The 18,738-nt window shown below is 65.1% G+C and carries 26 protein-coding genes; 19 read left to right on the top strand and 7 right to left on the bottom strand.

The features are described 5' to 3' along the window. Positions 1-54 precede the first annotated feature (54 nt). On the bottom strand, positions 55-2,232 hold the full coding sequence (locus tag AAG591_RS13400) for a primosomal protein N' (RefSeq protein ID WP_342531887.1): 2,178 nt from the start codon (positions 2,230-2,232) through the stop codon (positions 55-57). 56 nt (positions 2,233-2,288) lie between these two features. Here AAG591_RS13400 and AAG591_RS13395 point away from each other — a divergent pair, with 56 nt between their 5' ends. Beyond that, the gene (locus AAG591_RS13395; RefSeq protein WP_342531886.1) at positions 2,289-2,984 is read left to right on the top strand and encodes a DUF4197 domain-containing protein; all 696 of its coding nucleotides are present in this window, start codon (positions 2,289-2,291) and stop codon (positions 2,982-2,984) included. A 12-nt stretch (positions 2,985-2,996) separates the two neighbouring features. Here the strand turns inward: AAG591_RS13395 and AAG591_RS13390 are convergent, their stop codons facing one another. Beyond that, the gene (locus AAG591_RS13390; protein ID WP_342531885.1) at positions 2,997-3,638 is read right to left on the bottom strand and encodes a DUF2490 domain-containing protein; all 642 of its coding nucleotides are present in this window, start codon (positions 3,636-3,638) and stop codon (positions 2,997-2,999) included. An 81-nt stretch (positions 3,639-3,719) separates the two neighbouring features. Here AAG591_RS13390 and fsa point away from each other — a divergent pair, with 81 nt between their 5' ends. The 5 genes from fsa to AAG591_RS13365 are packed head-to-tail and all read left to right on the top strand — an operon-like array spanning position 3,720 to position 7,178. After that, a complete protein-coding gene (gene fsa / locus AAG591_RS13385) occupies positions 3,720-4,373 on the top strand; it encodes a fructose-6-phosphate aldolase (protein ID WP_342531884.1) in 654 nt (217 codons plus the stop codon). 16 nt (positions 4,374-4,389) lie between these two features. Continuing rightward, positions 4,390-6,213, top strand: coding sequence for a cobaltochelatase subunit CobT (gene cobT, locus AAG591_RS13380; RefSeq protein WP_342531883.1), 1,824 nt, complete (start codon positions 4,390-4,392; stop codon positions 6,211-6,213). Further along, complete coding sequence (locus AAG591_RS13375) at positions 6,206-6,565, top strand: DUF2513 domain-containing protein (RefSeq protein ID WP_342531881.1); 360 nt, start codon at positions 6,206-6,208, stop codon at positions 6,563-6,565. The genes cobT and AAG591_RS13375 overlap by 8 nt, the downstream gene beginning before the upstream one ends. 38 nt (positions 6,566-6,603) lie before the next feature. After that, entirely contained in the window at positions 6,604-6,888 is a 285-nt protein-coding gene (locus tag AAG591_RS13370) for a ribbon-helix-helix domain-containing protein (protein WP_342531880.1), read from the top strand. Next, entirely contained in the window at positions 6,885-7,178 is a 294-nt protein-coding gene (locus AAG591_RS13365) for a type II toxin-antitoxin system RelE/ParE family toxin (protein ID WP_342531879.1), read from the top strand. The genes AAG591_RS13370 and AAG591_RS13365 overlap by 4 nt, the downstream gene beginning before the upstream one ends. Before the next feature lie 13 nt (positions 7,179-7,191). Here AAG591_RS13365 and AAG591_RS13360 read toward each other — a convergent pair whose 3' ends face one another. Further along, complete coding sequence (locus AAG591_RS13360; RefSeq protein ID WP_342531878.1) at positions 7,192-7,863, bottom strand: N-acetylmuramoyl-L-alanine amidase; 672 nt, start codon at positions 7,861-7,863, stop codon at positions 7,192-7,194. Positions 7,864-7,984: 121 nt separating this feature from the next. On the opposite strand from AAG591_RS13360, the gene AAG591_RS13355 reads away from it, so the two are divergent. The 5 genes from AAG591_RS13355 to AAG591_RS13335 are packed head-to-tail and all read left to right on the top strand — an operon-like array spanning position 7,985 to position 12,087. Continuing rightward, complete coding sequence (locus tag AAG591_RS13355; protein WP_342531877.1) at positions 7,985-8,668, top strand: nitroreductase; 684 nt, start codon at positions 7,985-7,987, stop codon at positions 8,666-8,668. Positions 8,669-8,722: 54 nt separating this feature from the next. After that, the gene (locus AAG591_RS13350) at positions 8,723-9,166 is read left to right on the top strand and encodes a hypothetical protein (protein ID WP_342531876.1); all 444 of its coding nucleotides are present in this window, start codon (positions 8,723-8,725) and stop codon (positions 9,164-9,166) included. A gap of 45 nt (positions 9,167-9,211) precedes the next feature. Next, positions 9,212-10,714 carry a cysteine--tRNA ligase gene (gene cysS, locus AAG591_RS13345; RefSeq protein ID WP_342531875.1) on the top strand — a complete coding sequence of 501 codons (1,503 nt, stop codon included), beginning with the start codon at positions 9,212-9,214 and terminating at the stop codon, positions 10,712-10,714. 51 nt (positions 10,715-10,765) lie between these two features. After that, a complete protein-coding gene (locus tag AAG591_RS13340) occupies positions 10,766-11,152 on the top strand; it encodes an endonuclease domain-containing protein (protein WP_342531874.1) in 387 nt (128 codons plus the stop codon). Next, positions 11,149-12,087 (top strand): D-2-hydroxyacid dehydrogenase, encoded by a 939-nt coding sequence (locus AAG591_RS13335; RefSeq protein ID WP_342531873.1) that lies wholly within the window; start codon positions 11,149-11,151, stop codon positions 12,085-12,087. Before AAG591_RS13340 ends, AAG591_RS13335 begins: the two co-directional genes overlap by 4 nt. Positions 12,088-12,153: 66 nt before the next feature. Here the strand turns inward: AAG591_RS13335 and AAG591_RS13330 are convergent, their stop codons facing one another. After that, positions 12,154-12,504 (bottom strand): hypothetical protein, encoded by a 351-nt coding sequence (locus AAG591_RS13330; RefSeq protein WP_342531872.1) that lies wholly within the window; start codon positions 12,502-12,504, stop codon positions 12,154-12,156. Further along, entirely contained in the window at positions 12,494-12,682 is a 189-nt protein-coding gene (locus tag AAG591_RS13325) for a hypothetical protein (protein ID WP_342531871.1), read from the bottom strand. Before AAG591_RS13325 ends, AAG591_RS13330 begins: the two co-directional genes overlap by 11 nt. Positions 12,683-12,793: 111 nt before the next feature. Here AAG591_RS13325 and AAG591_RS13320 point away from each other — a divergent pair, with 111 nt between their 5' ends. From AAG591_RS13320 to AAG591_RS13310, 3 genes are read left to right on the top strand one after another with little or no spacing between them, the layout of a single operon-like run. Then, on the top strand, positions 12,794-13,477 hold the full coding sequence (locus tag AAG591_RS13320; RefSeq protein WP_342531870.1) for a S24 family peptidase: 684 nt from the start codon (positions 12,794-12,796) through the stop codon (positions 13,475-13,477). Then, the gene (locus AAG591_RS13315) at positions 13,477-14,031 is read left to right on the top strand and encodes a hypothetical protein (RefSeq protein ID WP_342531869.1); all 555 of its coding nucleotides are present in this window, start codon (positions 13,477-13,479) and stop codon (positions 14,029-14,031) included. Before AAG591_RS13320 ends, AAG591_RS13315 begins: the two co-directional genes overlap by 1 nt. Before the next feature lie 36 nt (positions 14,032-14,067). Beyond that, complete coding sequence (locus tag AAG591_RS13310) at positions 14,068-14,709, top strand: MBL fold metallo-hydrolase (RefSeq protein ID WP_342532290.1); 642 nt, start codon at positions 14,068-14,070, stop codon at positions 14,707-14,709. Positions 14,710-14,763: 54 nt separating this feature from the next. On the opposite strand, the gene AAG591_RS13305 is transcribed toward AAG591_RS13310, so the two are convergent. Continuing rightward, positions 14,764-15,162: an MAPEG family protein gene (locus AAG591_RS13305; protein ID WP_342531868.1), complete on the bottom strand. Its 399-nt coding sequence runs from the start codon at positions 15,160-15,162 to the stop codon at positions 14,764-14,766. 244 nt (positions 15,163-15,406) lie between these two features. Between AAG591_RS13305 and rpmF the strand changes: the two genes are divergently transcribed. From rpmF to AAG591_RS13280, 5 genes are all read left to right on the top strand, one after another. Then, positions 15,407-15,589, top strand: a complete 183-nt coding sequence (rpmF, locus tag AAG591_RS13300; RefSeq protein WP_010234375.1) for a 50S ribosomal protein L32 — start codon at positions 15,407-15,409, stop codon at positions 15,587-15,589. 26 nt (positions 15,590-15,615) lie between these two features. Next, positions 15,616-16,689 carry a phosphate acyltransferase PlsX gene (gene plsX / locus AAG591_RS13295; RefSeq protein ID WP_342531867.1) on the top strand — a complete coding sequence of 358 codons (1,074 nt, stop codon included), beginning with the start codon at positions 15,616-15,618 and terminating at the stop codon, positions 16,687-16,689. After that, positions 16,686-17,663, top strand: coding sequence for a beta-ketoacyl-ACP synthase III (locus AAG591_RS13290; RefSeq protein WP_342531866.1), 978 nt, complete (start codon positions 16,686-16,688; stop codon positions 17,661-17,663). The genes plsX and AAG591_RS13290 overlap by 4 nt, the downstream gene beginning before the upstream one ends. Positions 17,664-17,794: 131 nt before the next feature. Continuing rightward, the gene (locus AAG591_RS13285) at positions 17,795-18,097 is read left to right on the top strand and encodes an integration host factor subunit alpha (RefSeq protein ID WP_342531865.1); all 303 of its coding nucleotides are present in this window, start codon (positions 17,795-17,797) and stop codon (positions 18,095-18,097) included. A 10-nt stretch (positions 18,098-18,107) separates the two neighbouring features. Then, entirely contained in the window at positions 18,108-18,575 is a 468-nt protein-coding gene (locus AAG591_RS13280) for a MerR family transcriptional regulator (RefSeq protein WP_342531864.1), read from the top strand. Here AAG591_RS13280 and AAG591_RS13275 read toward each other — a convergent pair. Further along, complete coding sequence (locus AAG591_RS13275; RefSeq protein WP_342531863.1) at positions 18,572-18,736, bottom strand: hypothetical protein; 165 nt, start codon at positions 18,734-18,736, stop codon at positions 18,572-18,574. The genes AAG591_RS13280 and AAG591_RS13275 overlap by 4 nt on opposite strands. Positions 18,737-18,738 lie beyond the last annotated feature (2 nt).

Here is an 18,738-nt window from a genome sequence, read left to right as displayed (position 1 = left end):
TTCAATGCACGAGCACGCCGGGCAGCGCCGCTGGCCTTTGGGGCAGGGCCGGCGCTAGACGAAGCTATACGGGTCGATGTCGATCCCGACGCGCACTCCCCGCGGCAGGTCCAGCGGATCGAGCCAGTCGCGGATCGCGTCCTGCAGCGCGGCGGTGCGCTTGGCGTTGATCAGCAGGCGATAGCGATAGCGGCCGCGCAGCTGCGCGAGCGGGGCGGGCGCGGGTCCGAGGATCATGATGTCGTCCAGCCGCGGGCGCGCATCGCCGATCCTCGCAGCGGCCAGGCGCGCTTCCTTGTCGTCCTCGCTCGAGACGATGATCGCGGCCCAGCGCCCGAATGGCGGGGCATTGGCGTGGCGGCGTGCCTCCAGCTCGGCGGCGTAGAACGCGTCCCGGTCGCCCGCTGCGAGCGCGGCGATGACGGGCGCGTCGGGGTGGCGCGTCTGGATCAGCACTTCGCCGGGTTTGGAGGCGCGGCCGGCACGGCCCGCGACCTGCGCGATCTGCTGGTAGACGCGCTCGGCAGCACGCAGGTCGCCGCCTTCGAGGCCCAGATCGGCATCGACCACGCCCACCAGCGTCAGTTCGGGGAAGTGAAAGCCCTTGGTCACCAGCTGCGTACCGACGATCACGTCGATCGCTCCGCTTTCCGCCATCGCGACGAACTCGGCGGCGCGCGCGGGGCTGTTGAGCGTGTCCGATGTGGCGACCGCGATGCGGGCCTCGGGTGCGATCTCGCGCACTTCGTCAGCCACACGCTCCACCCCGGGGCCGCAGGGGACGAGGCTGTCCTTCTCGCCGCACTCAGGGCAGGCCGCGGGAGAAGGCTCCTCGTGCCCGCAATGGTGGCAGGCTAGCCGGTGGGTGAAGCGATGCTCGACCAGCCATGCGCTGCACTGCTTGCACTGGAAGCGATAGCCGCAATTGCGGCACAGCGTCAGGGGGGCATAGCCACGCCGGTTGAGGAACAGCAGCGTCTGTTCGCCGCGCTCCATTCGCGTGAACAGCTCGCGCGCAAGGCTGGGCGCGAGCCAGCGACCCCGCTCGGGCGGCTCCTCGGTCAGGTCGAGCAGGCGGATGGTCGGCAGCGATGCGCCGCCGAAGCGGCTGGGCAGGTCGAGCTTTCGATAGGTCCCGACCTCGGCCATGTGCAGGCTTTCGAGCGCGGGGGTAGCTGATGCCAGCACCACCGGTATCCGCTCGAAATGGCCCCGCATCACGGCCACATCGCGCGCGTTGTAGCGCACGCCATCGTCCTGCTTGAAACTGATCTCATGCGCCTCGTCGACCACGATCAGGCCGAGCTTGGCATAGGGCAGGAACAGCGCCGATCGCGCGCCGACCACCACCTGCGCGCCACCTTCTTCCGGGGGCCGGGCGATCGCACGCCACGCACGGCGGCGTTCGGACGACTTCAGGGAGGAATGCCACAGCGTTGGCTGCGTGCCGAAGCGATCCTCGAACCGGCGCAGGAAATTCTCGGTCAGCGCGATTTCGGGCAGCAGCACCAGCACTTGCTTGCCCGCCCGGATCGCGGAGGCGACGGGTTCGAAATAGGTTTCCGTCTTGCCCGATCCGGTCACCCCGTCGAGCAGGATCGGCGCGAAGTCCTCCGCCTCGACCGCCTTCACCAGCTCGTCCGCCACTTCGGCCTGCTGCGGCGAGAGCACCGGCTCGGCATGGTCGGGCTGGGCGCGCTTATAGGGGCGATCCGCATCGACCTCTTGGGGTTCGAGCACACCCTGGCTCACCAGTCCGCGCAGCACCCCGTCGGAGACGCCCGCAATCTCCGCCAGCTCGCGGATCGTGCCCTGCTGGTCTTCGAGCTTCTCCAGCGCAGCCTTTCTTTGCGGCGTCATCCGGTCGGGCTGCTGGCCCGTCAGGCGGTATTCGGTGACGGTCACACCACCCTTCAGCGCGCCGCCGCTCGCCAGCACCATCCGCGCGACCGAACTCATGTGCGCGCAGTAATAGTCTGCCGTCCATTCGATCAGCCGCCGCAATTCTGCGCGGATCGGCGGCACCGGCAGCACCGACAGGATGGGACGAAGCTTCTCTTCGGGCACCGACTGGCCCGGCAGGCGTTCCTCTTCCCACACGATGCCGGTGACCTGTCGCGGGCCGAGCGGGGCGAGCACGACGTTGCCGTGCTCGACCGCCATGCCATCGGGCACGCGGTAATCGAGCACGCCGAGCGCGGCATTGAGGACGAGAAGGCGGATACGGCGCATGGGTCGACTGCCAATATGGGCGCGGGGGCTCCCTCGCCACAAGCATGGAAGGTGAGATGATGACCGGAATTCTGGAAACAAGCCTCAACCGCCGCGGCCTTCTGGGCTCGCTGGGCGTCGGCGCGGGCGCACTGCTGCTCGGCGGTTGCATGACCTACGAGGATCGCGTGACCAATGTGATCGAGCGGTTGCTTCTGCTGTCGAGCGAGCGCGCGTTCGCCCGGCTGACCGCGCCCGGCGGCTTCTGGGACGAGCAGGTTGCTGCCATCGGGCTCGACACCATGCTGGGCGCGCGAGGATCGGTGCTTGCCAGCATCCTGACCTCGGGGCTGATCAAGTCTCGGGTGGAGCGCGAATTTGCAGGCTTCGCGATCGACGCGAGCGAGCGCGCCGCGCCGGTCATCTACGATACGATCCAGCTGATCGGGGTGCGCAACACGATCGACCTGATCACCGGCGGACCGACCGCAGCGACCAGCTATCTTCGCGGAGAAGCTGGCAATCGCGTGGTCGATGCGATGGTGCCCGAACTGGGCCAGGCGATGCGCGTCGCGCAGGACCCGCTGGTCGGCCAGCTGATCTCGGCGGCGGTCGGCGTCGATGTGAATGCGGCGGCCGGGCGCGTGGCGACCGAGGTGAACGATACGATCTGGACCGAGATCGGGCGCGAGGAAGCCGCGATCCGCGCCGACCCGCGCAGCACCAACGATCCAGTGCTGATCGGCGCGTTGGGAGTCGGGGCCAGATTGTAGGGCGGGGCGCCTCTAGAAGCGGTAGGTCGCCGTCAGCTGCGGCACGTGGGTGTAGGTGTCGCCGCCCGGACGCGGGCGCAGCACCAGCTGATAGCCGCCGGTCACATCCAGCTTGTCCGCCGCGCGGTAGGTCAGCCCGGCGTTGAAGCGCCACTGGTCGACCCGCTGCGGGCCGCCATCATTGCGATCGCGCAGCTGGTAGAGCAACTCGACCGAACCTGCCGCCTTCAGCTTGGGCGCAATATCGTCGCTCAACTGCAAGCGCTGGCGAAGGCGCAAAGCCATGCGATCCGAACCATCGTAGAAGCGCTCCTCGATTCGGGTGCGCAGCGACAGGATGCCGGTCGAATAGCCGACCTGCTGGTAGGGGCGGATTTCGGTGAACCCGCCGATATCGTGCACTTCCATTCCGCCGCCGATGGTGAAGCCGTCGCCCACCTTGCGATCGACCACCGCGCCGACGATGTATTCGTCCGGTCCCGCCTTCCGTCGCTGCTCCACCTCGACTTTCAGTGCGGTGCCGGGCGCGATATCGCCCTTCGCGCCCAGCTCGATCCAGAATTCGCTATCATCGGCGAGTGCTGCGCTCGGTTGCAAAAGCAGGGGCACGGCGGCAAGTGAGGCGAGACGTTTCGCGAGGCGCGTGCGATTCATGATGGGCTCTCCCGGTACTCGTGGATGCGCGCTTTGGCGCTTGCGGGCACCGCTACACAACATGACAGGAATGTTACAGAGATGAAATTCTTCGCCGATACTGCCGACATCGCGGACATTCGCGAACTGGCCGAAACCGGGCTTATCGACGGGGTGACCACCAACCCCTCGCTGATTCACAAATCGGGCCGCGACTTCATCGAGGTGACGAAGGAAATCTGTGGTATCGTCGATGGTCCGGTCAGCGCCGAAGTCGTCGCGCTCGATCAAGAGACGATGATGAAAGAGGCAGAAAAGCTGCGCAAGATTGCCGACAATGTCTGCATCAAGGTGCCGCTGACTCTCGACGGGCTGAAAACCTGCCGCGCGCTGACCGACGATGGCACGATGGTGAACGTGACGCTGTGCTTCTCCGCCAACCAGGCGCTGCTGGCGGCGAAGGCTGGTGCGACCTTTATCTCGCCCTTCGTCGGCCGTCACGACGACAACGGCTTCGACGGGATGCAGCTGATCGAGGATATCCGGCTGATTTACGACAACTACGCGTTCGAGACCGAAATCCTCGTCGCCAGCGTGCGCCATGCAACCCATGTGTTGCAGGCGGCCAAGATCGGTGCGGATGTGATGACCGCTCCGCCCAAGGTGATCCGCGGCCTCGTCAACCACGTGCTAACCGACAAGGGCATCGAAGGCTTCCTGAAGGACTGGCAGTCGACCGGTCAGAGCATTCTCTAATCGGTGATCGACTGAGTTGAGCGAAGAAACCCCTCTCGACCGTTTCAAACGCGCGCTGACCGGCGGCGCGCGGGCCATCGCGCGCGAGCCCGAGGTGGAGGTCGCGTGGAGCGCGGACCGCCCGGGTGCTGCGGGCAAGAACTTCCGCGTGCCGCTGCCAGGACGCCAGCTGCCGCCTGAACAGGCCGCCGAAGCGCGCGGGTTTGCGGACAGTTTCGCGCTCAAGATTCGCCTGCACGACAACGCGTTGCACGATGCGGGTGCGCCGGGCGATCCGGTGGCGCGCGCGGTCTACGATGCGGTCGAGCAGGTTCGTTACGAGGCGCTGGGTGCGCAGGGCTTTGCCGGCGTTGGCGAGAACCTCGCCGCCGCTACCGAGCTGCGCGCTGCCAGCGACCCGATTGCCCGCGCCACCGAAGCGCGCGACGTGCCGCTCTCCACCGCCGTATCCCTGATGTTGCGCGAGGCGCTGACCGGCAAGCCGATCCCCGAACGCGCGAAGAAGGGCGTCGATCTGGTCCGGAAATTCGTGGAGGAGCGCACCGGCGGCGATTTCTCCGCACTCGCCGACAAGCTCGACGACCAGAAGGCGTTCCAGGACCTTTCGATCGAGATGCTGCGCCAGCTCGACCTGATCGAGGGCATGGATACCTCGCCTGAGGACTCGGACGACGAAGGCGACGAGGACGAGGGCGAATCGCCCGAGGACGATACCGACGAGGAAGACTCGGGCGACCAGTCGCCGCAGCAGAGCCCCGAGGCCGCCTCCGAAATGACCGAAGGCGACGCCGACGAGGATGGCGAGGGCGAGCTTTCCGAAGAGGACGGCGACAGCGACGACGCCGGCGACGACGGCGAAGAGGGCATGATGCCCGTGCGCCCGAACCGCCACTGGACCGACATCCCCGACGATTTCGAATATCAGGTCTACACGCGCAAGTTCGACGAAGAGATCGCCGCGACCGAGCTGTGCGATGCCGACGAGCTCGACCGCCTGCGCGCCTATCTCGACAGCCAGCTGACCGGGTTGCAGCACGTCGTCACCCGGCTCGCCAACCGGCTCCAGCGCCGCCTCATGGCGCAGCAGAGCCGCAGCTGGGACTTCGACCAGGAAGAGGGAATGCTCGATGCCGCGCGGCTGGCCCGCGTGGTTATCAGCCCCGGCCATTCGCTGAGCTACAAGGTCGAGCGGGAGACCGAGTTCAAGGACACGGTCGTCACCCTGCTGATTGACAATTCGGGCTCGATGCGCGGGCGGCCCATCAGCATTGCCGCGATCAGCGCAGACATTATCGCGCGCACGCTGGAGCGGTGCGGGGTGAAGACCGAGATCCTCGGCTTCACCACCCGCGCGTGGAAGGGCGGGCACACGCGCGAGAAATGGCTGGCCGATGGCAAGCCGCAGAACCCCGGCCGCCTCAACGATCTGCGCCATATCGTCTACAAACAGGCCGACGAGCCGTGGCGCCGCGCGCGCCGCAACCTCGGCCTGATGATGCGCGAAGGCCTGCTGAAAGAGAATATCGACGGCGAGGCGCTGACGTGGGCGCACCAGCGCCTGCTCGCCCGCCCCGAGGACCGCCGCATTCTGATGGTCATCTCCGACGGCGCACCGGTCGATGATTCGACGCTATCGGTAAACCGCGCAGGCTACCTCGAAGCGCACCTGCGCAAGGTGATCGAGTGGATCGAGAAGGCCTCGCCAGTCCAGCTGGTCGCAATCGGCATCGGCCACGATGTGACGCGCTATTACAAGCGCGCGGTGACGATCATGGATGTCGAGCAGCTTGGCGGCACGATGATCGGGCAGATGGCGGATCTGTTCGAGGTGGATGGGTGAAGTCTTGAAGCGGGATATGGAGGTAATACGCAATCTGTTGCTCTGGATGGAGGAGCAGGATGAGGGCCTATTCATCTATCAGATGCTTCCACCAATGCCTGATTACGAAAGCTCTATGGAGCACGTTCAGATGCTAATTTCAGCTGGGTATGTCGATCAGACGGCCCAGAAATCCTTCCGTATTAGTTGGGAGGGACACGAGTTCCTCGACAAGGTCCGCGATGATGAAATCTGGCGTAAGACTAAAGAGGGTGCGTCGAGTTTGGGCTCTTGGAGCGTAAAAATTCTTGGGGAGCTCGCCAGCGGCTACATCCGCGCAAAAGCAGCAGAGCTTGGGCTGCCGCTAGCATAGATTGTTTCGATCACACATCGTGTGATATATGCATACGCATGAGCAAGCTCGAACGTATCACCGTCACCATGCCCGCCGAAATGGCTGCGCGGCTCCGCGCTGCGGTCGAGTGCGGCGAATACGCCACCACCAGCGAAGTGGTTCGCGAGGCGCTGCGCGACTGGGGCGAGGAGCGTGAACGAACCGAAGCGGAGAACCTCGCGATCCGTAAGCTTCTGGACGAGGCGCGGCAGAGTCCTTCGCTCCCTGCGAATGAGGTGTTCGCTCGTGTTCGGCAGCGGGTTGCCGATGTCGTTGCAGAGGCCACGGCGCCCGGGAAATGACCTTGCGGTTCGCGCCGGAGGCCGAGCAAGATCTGCTGGCGATTGCCGAGTTCATCGGCGAAGACAATCCGGATCGCGCCGCCGATTATATCGAGGAGATCATCGGCTTCTGTGTCGAACTCGAAGATCGCCCGCTGGCCTATCGGCTGAGGCACGAATGGGGTCAGGCGGTGCGCGCCGCACGCTTCGGCTCATACCTAGTGATCTACGAATGCACTGATGATGCGGTCTTGATCTTGCGCGTCTTGCAAGGCCGACGCGATGTTGGCTCCATTTTCCGGGGCGGTTAGCCGCAGGCTGCGGTTACACCACCATGCAAAACGGAGCCGACGGTAAAACCGCCTCCAGCTCTGCCGCACCCGCAACCAGCTTCGGCGTGCGATCCTCGCGTCCATCAAGCACCGCCGCCCTGAACCGCTCCCACGGGAACAGGCTGCCGGGATCGCTGCGGCGCGCGGGATCGAGCATCGCGTGGCTCACCACATGGCGCAGGTTGGGGTATTTGGCCCAGGCGTAGCGGACGATTTGCGCGGTCGCCTCAACCTGCCAGTCGGAAAATGCGTCGGTGCGCACCTGCCGGTTCACCACCTCGATCCCGAGCGACCAGTGGTTGATCCGTCTGCGCCCGTCCCAGATCGCGGGGTGAGAGCAGGCATTGCGGACGTGCCAGGCTGCGCGCGCCTCGTGGCAGGTGGCCCACACGAATTGCCCGTGCTGCGGCTCGTCCTCGTCGGGCACCAGCCAGTGGAAGCTCGCCTTGCGGCCGACGATCACGCTTGCCGCGCTCGCCGAGCTGCCGCCCGCCGTCGCGTGGATCACCACCGCGCGCACGCCCAGAATCGCGTCGTAAATCCGCGCGCTTGATGCCTCGATCGCAGCATCGCGGATGCCCGGCCACCAGCGTTCCTCGAGCGGAGCGTGCACCGGTCGCAGCGCGGGGTCGAGATTGAAATGATAGGTGGTGGGGTCGCCCATGATGGTCCTCGCAGAAAAGGTCGCAGGGCGAATCCAGCTAGAGCGGGTTTTGCGAGTAGGACAGCACGAAATGCGGCTCGCCGGGTTGGCGCGGCCCCGGCCAGCAGCTAGCCAGCCGCTCATGAGCGATCAAACAATGTCCGTTTCCGAAGCCGTCACCTCGCGCCGTTCGGTGCGCGATTTTCTGGACGCACCCGTGCCGCTGGAGACCGTCCGCCGCGTGATGGACACCGCGCGCTGGGCTCCCTCGGGCTGCAACTACCAGCCGTGGGAAGCGACCATCCTGACCGGCGAACCTCTGGCGCAACTGCGTGAGAAGCTGCGCAGCGCCGAGATGAAGCAGCCCGACTACGACTGGGACGCCCCCAAGCAGGAGGATCGCTACAAGCAGCGCCTCTACGAACTCTCCGCCAGCATGTTCGAATCGCTGGGCGTGGCGCGCGAGGACAAGGCGGGCCGCGCCGCTGCGATGGGGCGCAACGTCGTCAGCTTCGGCGCGCCCGTCCTCCTGCTGTGCTATTTCCCGCGGCTGATGAAGGAGGCGCAGTGGTCCGACACGGGCATGTGGCTGCAGACGATCATGCTGTTGCTGCGCGAACAGGGGCTCGATTCCTGCCCGCAGGAATTCATGGCCTACTACGCCGATCCGATCATGGAGCAAATCGGCGTGAGCACCGAAACGCACCGCTTCTTCTGCGGCATGGGCATCGGCTATCGCGATCCGGATGCGCCGGTGAACAGCTTCGAGCGCAACCGCGTGCCGCTGGAAGAACATGTCCGGTTTGAGGGTTGGGACGAGGCATAGGGCCGGAACCGCCCCGCGCTCTCGCGCGCTATGCCTTCGATTGAAGGAGCGGACATGCGCAAGGTGAAATGGGCGACGGTTTTTACCGCAGCATTGCTGGTGGCGGCGTGCGACGGGCAGGGCAGCGAGGCTGCCACGCCTGACGCGACCGGTGAACCGGTTACCCCGCCCGCAGCGCCGAGCGAAGCTGCGCCATCCCCGGCTACCGCAGACAGCGACGTGACACCTACGCCTACGCCTAAGCCTCCTAACGCCGAATACGAGAACAGCCGACCCCCGCTCGACAACAGCGGCGCGCAGCCGACCGAAGGTTCGTGCCTTGCTGAACTCGGGCGCGAGAAAGCGGAGGCGCTGTCGCAGCAGTGCTATGAAATGTCCCCCGCTACGCGCCCGCCGTGCAATATCCAGAATTCGTGCGAGCGAATCCGCAAGGAGCTCAAGCGCGGCTGCGAATTCGGCGATACGTCGGACAATCCGGCCTATTGCAGCGAGGTCTGACGCTTCGGCTTGACCGGCGGGCGGCGAGCTTTCATCGCCTGCCCCATGACCGATACGCCGCAACTCAAACTGTTCAATTCGCTGACCCGCCAGCTGGAGGAATTCCAGCCCGTCCACGAGGGCGAAGCGCGCGTCTATTCGTGCGGGCCGACGGTCTACAACTACCAGCACATCGGCAACATGCGTGCTTATGTGTTCGCAGACACGCTGGGCCGTACCCTCCAATTCCTCGGCTACAAGCTCACCCATGTCATCAATATAACCGATGTCGGCCATCTGACCTCGGACGCGGACGAGGGGGAGGACAAGATGGAGAAGATGGCGGCACGCGAGGGCAAGTCAGCGTGGGATATCGCCAAGTTCTATCAGGAGGATTTCGAGCGCGATCTGGCGCGGCTGAACGTTCAGCCAAAGCAGCACCCGCGCGCCACCGAATATGTCGATGCGATGATCGCGTGGGGCATGCGGATCGCGGACAAGCACTGCTACGAACTCGACAGCGGGCTCTATTTCGACGTCTCGAGCGTCGCGGACTATGGACGGCTGGCGCGCGCTGTGACGGAGGACGGTGAGGGCCGCATCGACACGGTCGAAGGCAAGCGCAACGCCGCCGACTTCGCGATCTGGCGCAAGACTCCGGCAGGCGAGACGCGGCAGATGGAATGGGATTCACCGTGGGGCCGCGGGGCGCCGGGCTGGCATCTTGAATGCTCGGTCATGGGCGAGGCGCTGCTCGGCTTTCCGTTCGACATCCACACCGGCGGGATCGACCACCGCGAAATCCACCACCCCAACGAGATTGCGCAGAACCAGGCGTACTGCGGGTGCGGCGGGCTGGACGACGCACGCCATTCGGGTGCGAAGATCTGGATGCACAACAACTTCCTGGTCGAGCGGTCGGGCAAGATGTCGAAAAGCTCGGGCGAGTTCCTCCGGCTGCAGCTGCTGATCGACAAGGGTTATCACCCGCTCGCCTACCGGATGATGTGCCTGCAGGCGCACTACCGCAGCGAGCTGGAGTTCTCGTGGGAAGGCCTCGGCGCTGCGCTGACCCGGTTGAAGCGGATGGTGATGGGCGTGCGGCAGGCGACCGGCGCGGCTTACAACCAGGCCCCGAATACGGCACTGCCGGCATCGCCGGAGAACCGCGCTGACGCGCTCAGGCAAGCCGTGGATCACCCCAAGCTCGTCCCGCTGATCGACAAATTCGAGGCGGCGCTGCTGGACGACCTGAACACCGCGGTCGCGTTGACTGCACTGGAAGAGGTGATCGCCACCAAGAAGGTGCCCGTCGACCAGAAGGCAACCCTCGCCCGCGCGATGCTCTGGCCGCTCGGCCTGGAGGCTTTGCCGCGCGAGGAGTTTCGCCTGCGCCCCAAGGACGCAGTTGTCACCGAAGCCGAAATCGAAGACGCGCTGGAGCGCCGCAGGGATGCACGGGCACAGAAGGACTTCGCCACCTCCGACGCGATCCGCGACGAGCTCGCCGGTAAAGGCGTCGAGGTGATGGATGGTGACCCGCTAGGGTGGGAGTGGAAGCTGGGCTGACAATCCCCCTCCCGCTTGCGGGAGGGGTTAGGGGTGGGCAAGAGTGCGCCCGTGCCGAGCTGGACCGACCGTGACACCAAGCGCGCCCGCGAATTGCGCAATGCCGCCACACCTGCGGAGCGGGAATTGTGGAGGCATCTCGCAAGATCCCAGCTCGGTGTGAGATTCAGCCGCCAGATGCCGGTCGGGCCGTTCTTCGCCGACTTCCTATGCCGCTCGCACAAGCTGATTGTCGAACTCGATGGCCATTCGCACGACGTGCAGCCGGAGCGTGACGAGGCCCGCGATGCGTATCTACGGAGCGAAGGATATCGCGTTCTGCACTTTTCAAACGCCGATGTAATCGCCAACACGGAGGGTGTGATCGACACCATCTGCGTAGCGCTCCAAGAAGAGCCCACCCCCGGCCCCTCCCGCAAGCGGGAGGGGAGGCAATGACCACCGCTGTACTCTCCACCCTCATCCGCCCGCTGGTCGAGCCACGCCTGCCCGACTGGGTCGAGCCGCTGTGGTTCATGAGCAAGGACCAGGCGCTGGAGCTGGCGCCGCGCGCGGAGATCGGCTGGTTCGATTTCAACGAACCCTCACCGATGTGCGAGGTCGTGACCGCTGCGACCAACCTCAAATGGCTCAACTCGATCTACGCCGGGCTCGATTTCCTGCCGCTCGACCTGCTGGAGGAGCGCGGCACGATCGTCACCAACGGTGCGGGCATCAACGCGATCACCATTGCCGAGTACGTGGTCATGCTGATGCTGACGCACGCCAAGGGCTACCGCGAGGTGGTGCGCGCTCAGGACCGCCACGAATGGCTGCTCGACAGCCCCGGCAAGCGAGAGCTGCATGGCGAACGGGTGCTACTGTTCGGGCTCGGCGCGATCGGATCGCTGGTCAAGCCGCGGCTCGAGGCCTTCGGAATGGAGGTCGTGCCGGTGCGCCGTTCGGGCGGCGAAGGCGCGCTGGGCCCAGACGAGTGGCGCGGGCAGATCGGCACGTTCGACTGGGTGATCCTCGCGCTGCCCTCGACGCCCGAAACGCATCACATGATCGGTGCGGACGAACTTGCGGCAATGAAAAGCACCGCTGTGCTCGCCAACTTCGCGCGCGGCGACGTGGTCGATCAGGCCGCGCTGGTCGAAGCGCTGGAGGCCAAGAGCATCGAGGCCGCGCTGCTCGACGTGACCGAGCCCGAGCCGCTGCCGACCGACCACCCGCTATGGTCGCTCGACAACGCGCAGATCGCCATGCATCTCTCGGGTCGCGCACAGACGAAGATGTTCCAGCGCAGCGCCGACCGCTTTATCGAGAACCTGGGCAAGTGGCATGCGGGCGAGCCGGTCGAACCGCAGATGGACCTCGCGCTTGGGTATTGAGCCGCGTTCTGACACACCTGACACAGTGTCCAGGGGCTGAAAAACCGGGGCACGCTGCGCGTGCCGTCAACCATCCTCCAGCAGCAGCAATTCGCACGTGACGGTGAGCTGCGGAGCGGGCCCCATCACATGATCTACCGCGCTGACCGTGGCATCGGCGACGAGCCGGGCGGGCAGCGCGAATTCGTGATCGGGCAGCGCTGCGATCAGCGTTTCGCCGCCGTCGATCGCCTCGGGCGTGTCGAACACTATGCGCAGCGTGTGGCGCGTGCCGGCGAAGGTGATGCTCGCCCAGTTGCGTTCGCGATGTTCGACGATCCGGCCATGATCGCCCGCGAGTGCGAGCACGGCGCGTTCGAGCCGGGCGGAGTTGCCGCGTCGGGGCTGGCGGGCGGAGGGTATCGATTCAGCTCGCATTTTGCGCCTCCCGCCAGGTTTGCATGAAGCCATCGACGCGGCGTTCGGTCCCGCTGCGCGGCATCCGCCCGTTGCGCAGGTCGAGCACGAAACGCGGATCGTGCGCCGCGAGCCGCCCGAATTTGGTCGCGGGCATGTCGAACTCGCGCAGAAACCTCTCTATCCTTCGAATCAGCATATTTTTCCCTCACTTCTGGCCTAAAGAGTCGAATCGTCCGCCGCGGTGAAGGATTGCTCGCGCGTGAAATCCTACTTGTCTAGGAAAAATCTTTTAGGTATAGGAATGATCATGAAGGATGATCCTACGTCCGTCCCCTCTGCCGAGAGCGATGCTGCGCGCGCGCGGCTGCTCGAGCTTTCGAGGTCGCGCGGCTCCAGTCTGGCCGGGCTTTCCGCGCTCATCGGGCGCAATTCCAGCTATCTCCAGCAGTTCATCCGCAAGGGCAGCCCGCGCAAGCTGGAGGAGCATGACCGCAAGGTGCTGGCCGAATTTTTCGGTATCGACGAATGCGAGCTGGGCGGGGTGGAGGAAAAATCCTACGCATCCTCGCGAAGCTCCTCGGGCGACGAGGATTTCCACGCGATCCCGCGCCTCTCGCTCGCCGCCGCAGCCGGGCCCGGGCAGTTTGCAGGCGACGAGAGCCCGTTCGACAATTTCGGCTTTTCGGGTCGCTGGCTGCGCGAGAACGGCTTCGATCCGAAAATGCTCTCCGCACTCACCGTGGAAGGCGACTCGATGGAGCCATTGCTACGTCACGGAGACGAGATTCTCGTCGATCGCGGCTCGCGGTTCGAGCGTGACGGGGTGCACGTCGTCCGGCTGGGCGAAGCACTGATGGTCAAGCGGCTGGCAAGTGCGGGGGCAGGGCGCATCGCGCTGCTCAGCCAGAACCTCGCCTATCCGCCGGTAGAGGTGGGGCTGGACGAGATCGAGGTGCTGGGGCGGGTCGTCTGGAAGAGCGGGCGGTTGTGATGGTCGAAGCGCCGCGCAGACCGTTGCTCAAGGGATGTCTCGTCGCGGCAGCTTTCCCAATTGCGATTGCACTCGTTTTGCTCGGCCCCGTTGATTGGTGGAAGCGATACTCAAGTTGGAGAAACCTCACCAAGGCCGACCTTGCGGCCGAGGCCCAGAACTATGTTGACGAGTATGCGCTCGGTAACTCGGCTTGCCTGTACGCGGTGGTTTGCAAGGACGGGAAGGCTGGACTCGATCGGATAGAGGCGATCGAAGACTGGGATATTGATGCTGCGAAGCGCCTTGCGTGGAACCGCCGTTTTTCAGGCAACTGCCCCGGTCGGACCGCCAATTTTGCCGTGAGAATTGCGGCTGACGATCCCCTCGACGAGATCACGAACGATCGGGTGCGGTATGGTGTATGGTCTTTTTCCAATGACAGGTTTGTGCCTTCATGGGGGCGGTTTGCGCCCTTCAGGGCCTTCAGCGAGCTGCCGACCGAAAGTTGCATCTCACAGTATTCTGTTACCCGTTCGCCAGGGCGAAGGCAGGTTGCGCCAACCGACAGTTGAGGCCACATCCTCCCCATGACCGAAACGACTTCCCCCATGAAAGCCGCGATCCTGCCGGTGACGCCGCTGCAGCAGAACTGTTCGCTGATCTGGTGTACCGAGACGAACAAGGCTGCGCTGATCGATCCGGGCGGCGATCTCGACAAGCTGAAGGCGGGCGTCGCGAAGGCTGGCGTGGAGCTGGAGAAGATCCTGATCACGCACGGCCATCTCGACCATTGCGGACAGGCGGGGATGCTGGCGAAGGAGCTGGGCCTGCCGATCGAGGGCCCACACGAAGCGGACCGGTTCTGGATTTCGCGGCTGGATGACGATGGGGCGCGCTGGGGGATGGAAGCCGCCAGCTTCGAGCCCGACCGCTGGCTGGACGATGGCGACACCGTCACCGTCGGCAACCTGACATTGGAAGTGATCCACTGCCCCGGCCACACGCCGGGCCACGTGATCTTTTTCAACCGCGACCGCAAATTCGCGATCGTCGGGGACGTTCTGTTCCAGGGCAGCATCGGGCGTACCGATTTCCCGATGAGCGATCACCAGAGCCTGATCGATGCGATCACGAAGAAGCTGTGGCCGCTGGGCGACGACGTCACCTTCATCCCCGGCCACGGCCCGACCAGCACCTTCGGGCAGGAACGCCGCACCAACCCCTTCGTGGGCGACGCGGCGCTGGCTTGAACGCAATGACTCCCCTCCCTTGAGGGGGATGGGGTTGGAAGTGCGAGCGGTAGCCTAAATCACCCGGAACCCCACCAGCGCGGCGAACAGGCTCAGCCCCAGCAAGGTGAGCATCGTCACGATCACGCCGATCTGGCGCGGCAGGCCGCCTTGCTCCGCGTCCATTCCGATCCCGTGAAGGATTCGCGCGAAGACGAACAGCACGGAGAGCAGGTGGAGCCACATGCCGCCGCGTCCGGCCAGCTCGATCAGGACGATCAGCGCGAGCACGAAGGGCGCGGTCTCGACGAAATTGAGCTGCGCGCGCATCCTTCGGGCGAGCAGCGGATTGCCCCCGTCGCCGTGCCCGACCTTTGCCTTGAGGCGCGCGCGGCCGCAGCGTACCGCCAGCCACAGGGCCAGCAGGCCGAACATGGCAGCACTCGTCAGCGATACCGGCAGCATGATTTCCATCGCAAAACCCCTCCTCACCCGATAGGTGCTGCATTCTTAGCGCAACCGGGCGCCGCGCCAAGCGCCAAGCGACGGTTGCGATGCCCACGCATCGCTTGCATCATTCGCCAGAATCGGTATAGGGCGCGCCTCTTCCGCCATTGACGGAGCGTGAGCGCCGCACGACATAGACGTTGTGCCGGCCTTACCCCTCGCTTAAGGCGGCTCACAAGTTTGAAGATTAAACGCAGGAACAGGTGCCGCCATGGCTGTCCCCAAGAGAAAAGTATCGCCGCATCGCCGGGGCAATCGGCGCGCGCATGATTCGCTGAAGGTCGAAGCCTTCCATGAATGCGACAATTGCGGCGAATTGAAGCGCCCGCACAACATGTGCGGCCACTGCGGTCATTATAATGGCCGCCTGGTGCTCGAGCCCAAGGGCCTCTGAGCCCATCACGGTAAGGACGTAATCGCATGAGTCTTCCGCGTATCGCCGTCGACGCGATGGGCGGCGACGAAGGCGTGCGCGTGATGGTCGAGGGTGCAGCCCTCGCCCGCCGTCGGCACGAGAAGTTCAACTTCCTGCTGATGGGCGACCGTGCGCAGATCGAGCGCGCGCTGGAAAGCCATCCCGGCCTCGCCGGGGCTGCCGAAATCCGCCACTGCGATCGCACCATCGAAGGCGAGGACAAGCCTTCGCAGGCGCTGCGCCGCGCCAAGGGCACCTCGATGGGCGAGGCTGTCGCCGCGGTAAAGCGCGGTGAAGCGGGCGCCGCCGTGAGCGCGGGCAATACCGGCGCGCTGATGGCGATCAGCAAGGTCGCGCTGCGCACGCTTCCCGGCATCGACCGGCCCGCACTTGCCGCCCTTCTCCCGACGCTGGAAGAGCAGGACGTCATCATGCTCGACCTCGGTGCCAATACCGAGTGCGATGCGCGCAATCTCGTCCAGTTCGCGATCATGGGGGCGGCCTATTCGCGGATCGTCACCGGGCGCGAACGCCCGCGCGTGCGTCTGCTCAACATCGGCACCGAAGCAATCAAGGGCACCGACGAAGTGCAGGAAGCCGCGCAGCACCTGCGCGATGCAAGCACGCTGGCGATCGATTTCGATGGCTTCGTCGAAGCGGACAAGATCAACCGCGGCGATGTCGACGTGGTCGTGACCGACGGGTTCTCGGGCAATATCGCGCTGAAGGCGATCGAGGGATCGGCCCGCTTCGTGACCGACCTGCTCAAGAGCGCGTTTGCCTCATCCTTCCGGTCGAAGGTCGGCTTTCTCGTCTCGCGTCCCGCGACCGAGCTGCTGCGCCACCATCTCGACCCCGACAACCACAATGGCGCGGTCTTCCTGGGCCTGAACGGCGTCGTGGTGAAGAGCCACGGCAGCGCCACGGCAAACGGCGTGGCCAACGCGGTCGCGGTTGCCGCCCGTCTGCTCGAAGAAGATCTCACCGCGCGAATCCGCCAGGACCTGGCAGAACTGGGCGATCACCTGATGACCAATGGCAGCGCGAACAACAACAAGATCGAGAGCGACGCCAAGTGATTCGTTCGATCGTCCGGGGAGCAGGGTCGGCTTTGCCGCCGCGCGTGGTCACCAATCGGGAGCTGGCCGAGCGACTCGACACGAGCGACGAGTGGATCGTGGAGCGGACCGGCATCCGCCAGCGCCATATTGCGGGCGAGGGTGAAACCACCGCCACGCTCGCGACCGATGCGGCGCGTGCCGCGCTGGCCGACGCAGGGATCGAGGCGGGCGATATCGACCTGATCGTCCTCGCCACCGCGACCCCCGATAACACCTTCCCCGCCACCGCCACCAAGGTGCAGGTCGCGCTCGGCTGCGGACCCTGCGCCGCGTTCGATGTCGCTGCCGTGTGCTCGGGCTTCCTCTATGCGATGAGCACCGCCGACGCGATGCTGGTCAGCGGGCAGGCGAAGCGCGCGCTGGTGATCGGCGCGGAAACCTTCAGCAGGATTCTGGACTGGGAAGACCGCACCACCGCCGTGCTGTTCGGCGATGGCGCGGGCGCGATCGTGCTCGAAGCCCAGGACGTGGGCGATGTCGGCCATAACGAAGGGCCGGGCATCCTGACTTCGCAACTGCACGCTGACGGCAAGCACCACGACCTGCTCTATGTCGATGGCGGGCCGTCGACCACGCAGACTGTCGGCCACCTGCGGATGAAAGGGCGCGAAGTGTTCCGCCACGCGGTGGTCAACCTGGCGCAGGTGCTGAACGATGTCGTCGCAAAGGCAGACATTGCCGTCGACCAGATCGATCTTGTCGTGCCGCACCAGGCGAATATCCGCATCCTCGAAGCGACCGCCAAGAAACTGGGGCTGCCGCCCGAGAAGCTGGTGGTCACGGTCGATCGCCACGCCAACACCTCGGCCGCGTCGGTGCCGCTCGCTTTTGCCGCCGCGCGTGCGGACGGGCGGGTCAAGCCGGGCGATCTCGTGCTGTTCGAAGCGATGGGCGGTGGCTTCACCTGGGGTGCAAGCCTGGTACGCATGTAAACCGGCCATTGCGTGCAGGGCATAAATCGGGCACCGCAATTGCGATCCTACGCAATATTCGCTAGGCCTTTGAGCCTGTTGCAATGGGTCGCACGACAAGAACCGAGACAACATAAGAGGGGTTCACCATCATGTCGCGTTCGGCGGGTACGCTGACCAGGGCCGATCTGGCCGAAACCATCAATCGCAAGCTCGGCTTCAGCCGGGTCGAATCGCTCGCGCTGGTCGAGTCGGTACTCACCCACATGTGCGATGCGTTGAAAGACGGCGAGAACGTCAAGATTTCCGGCTTCGGCAGCTTCGTGCTTCGCGACAAGAAGGAACGCATCGGGCGCAACCCGAAGACGGGCGTCGAAGTGCCGATCACCCCGCGCCGTGTGATGACCTTCCGCGCCAGTCAGACCCTGCGCGAACGGATAGCGGCGGAAAGCTGATCGAGGTGCCATGAAACGCTGGGGCTTCGACGATGGCAAAGACGCGGAAGCGCTCCGGACCATCGGCGAGCTTGGGCGGGCGCTGGGTATCAAGCCGCATGTGCTGCGCTATTGGGAAGAACAGTTCCCGATGCTCAAGCCCTTGAAGCGCAGCGGTGGGCGCCGCTATTACCGCGCCGAAGACGTTGCGCTGGTCGAAACGATCGACCGGCTGGTGAACGAGGAAGGCTACACCTTGAAAGGCGCGCGGGCAGCAATCCGGAAGGGCCGGACCGGCGTGGAGGATGCAGGCGAGGGTGCGCCGGAAGCGCCCCGCGAAGGCATGCATCGCTACCTCACCGCACGCGACCTGCCCGACCGCGACGAACTTGCCCAGCCACGCAACGAAGGCCCGCCGCTTCGTCGGGCGGCGGACAGGGCGTTGATCGAGAAACTCAAGGCAATCCGCGAAGGCCTGGCTGCAGCGATTGCGGATTAGGCGTCGGGTAAAACCAAGTCCAAGAAGAACCCGTCGGCTGCTTTGGCAAAAGCCCCATCGTCGCGTCGCTCGGGCACTTCACCAGCCCGCTGCAGCTCGGCTTTGATGATCGCTTCCAGCCGCCGCTCGATCTCTGCACGGGCGCTTGGCTCAATCGTCATGG

The organism is Citromicrobium bathyomarinum (assembly GCF_038594485.1).
Lineage (GTDB): Bacteria > Pseudomonadota > Alphaproteobacteria > Sphingomonadales > Sphingomonadaceae > Alteriqipengyuania > Alteriqipengyuania bathyomarina_A.
Note: the sequence above shows the minus strand (reverse complement) of the source record. Positions and strands in the feature narration are given on the sequence as shown.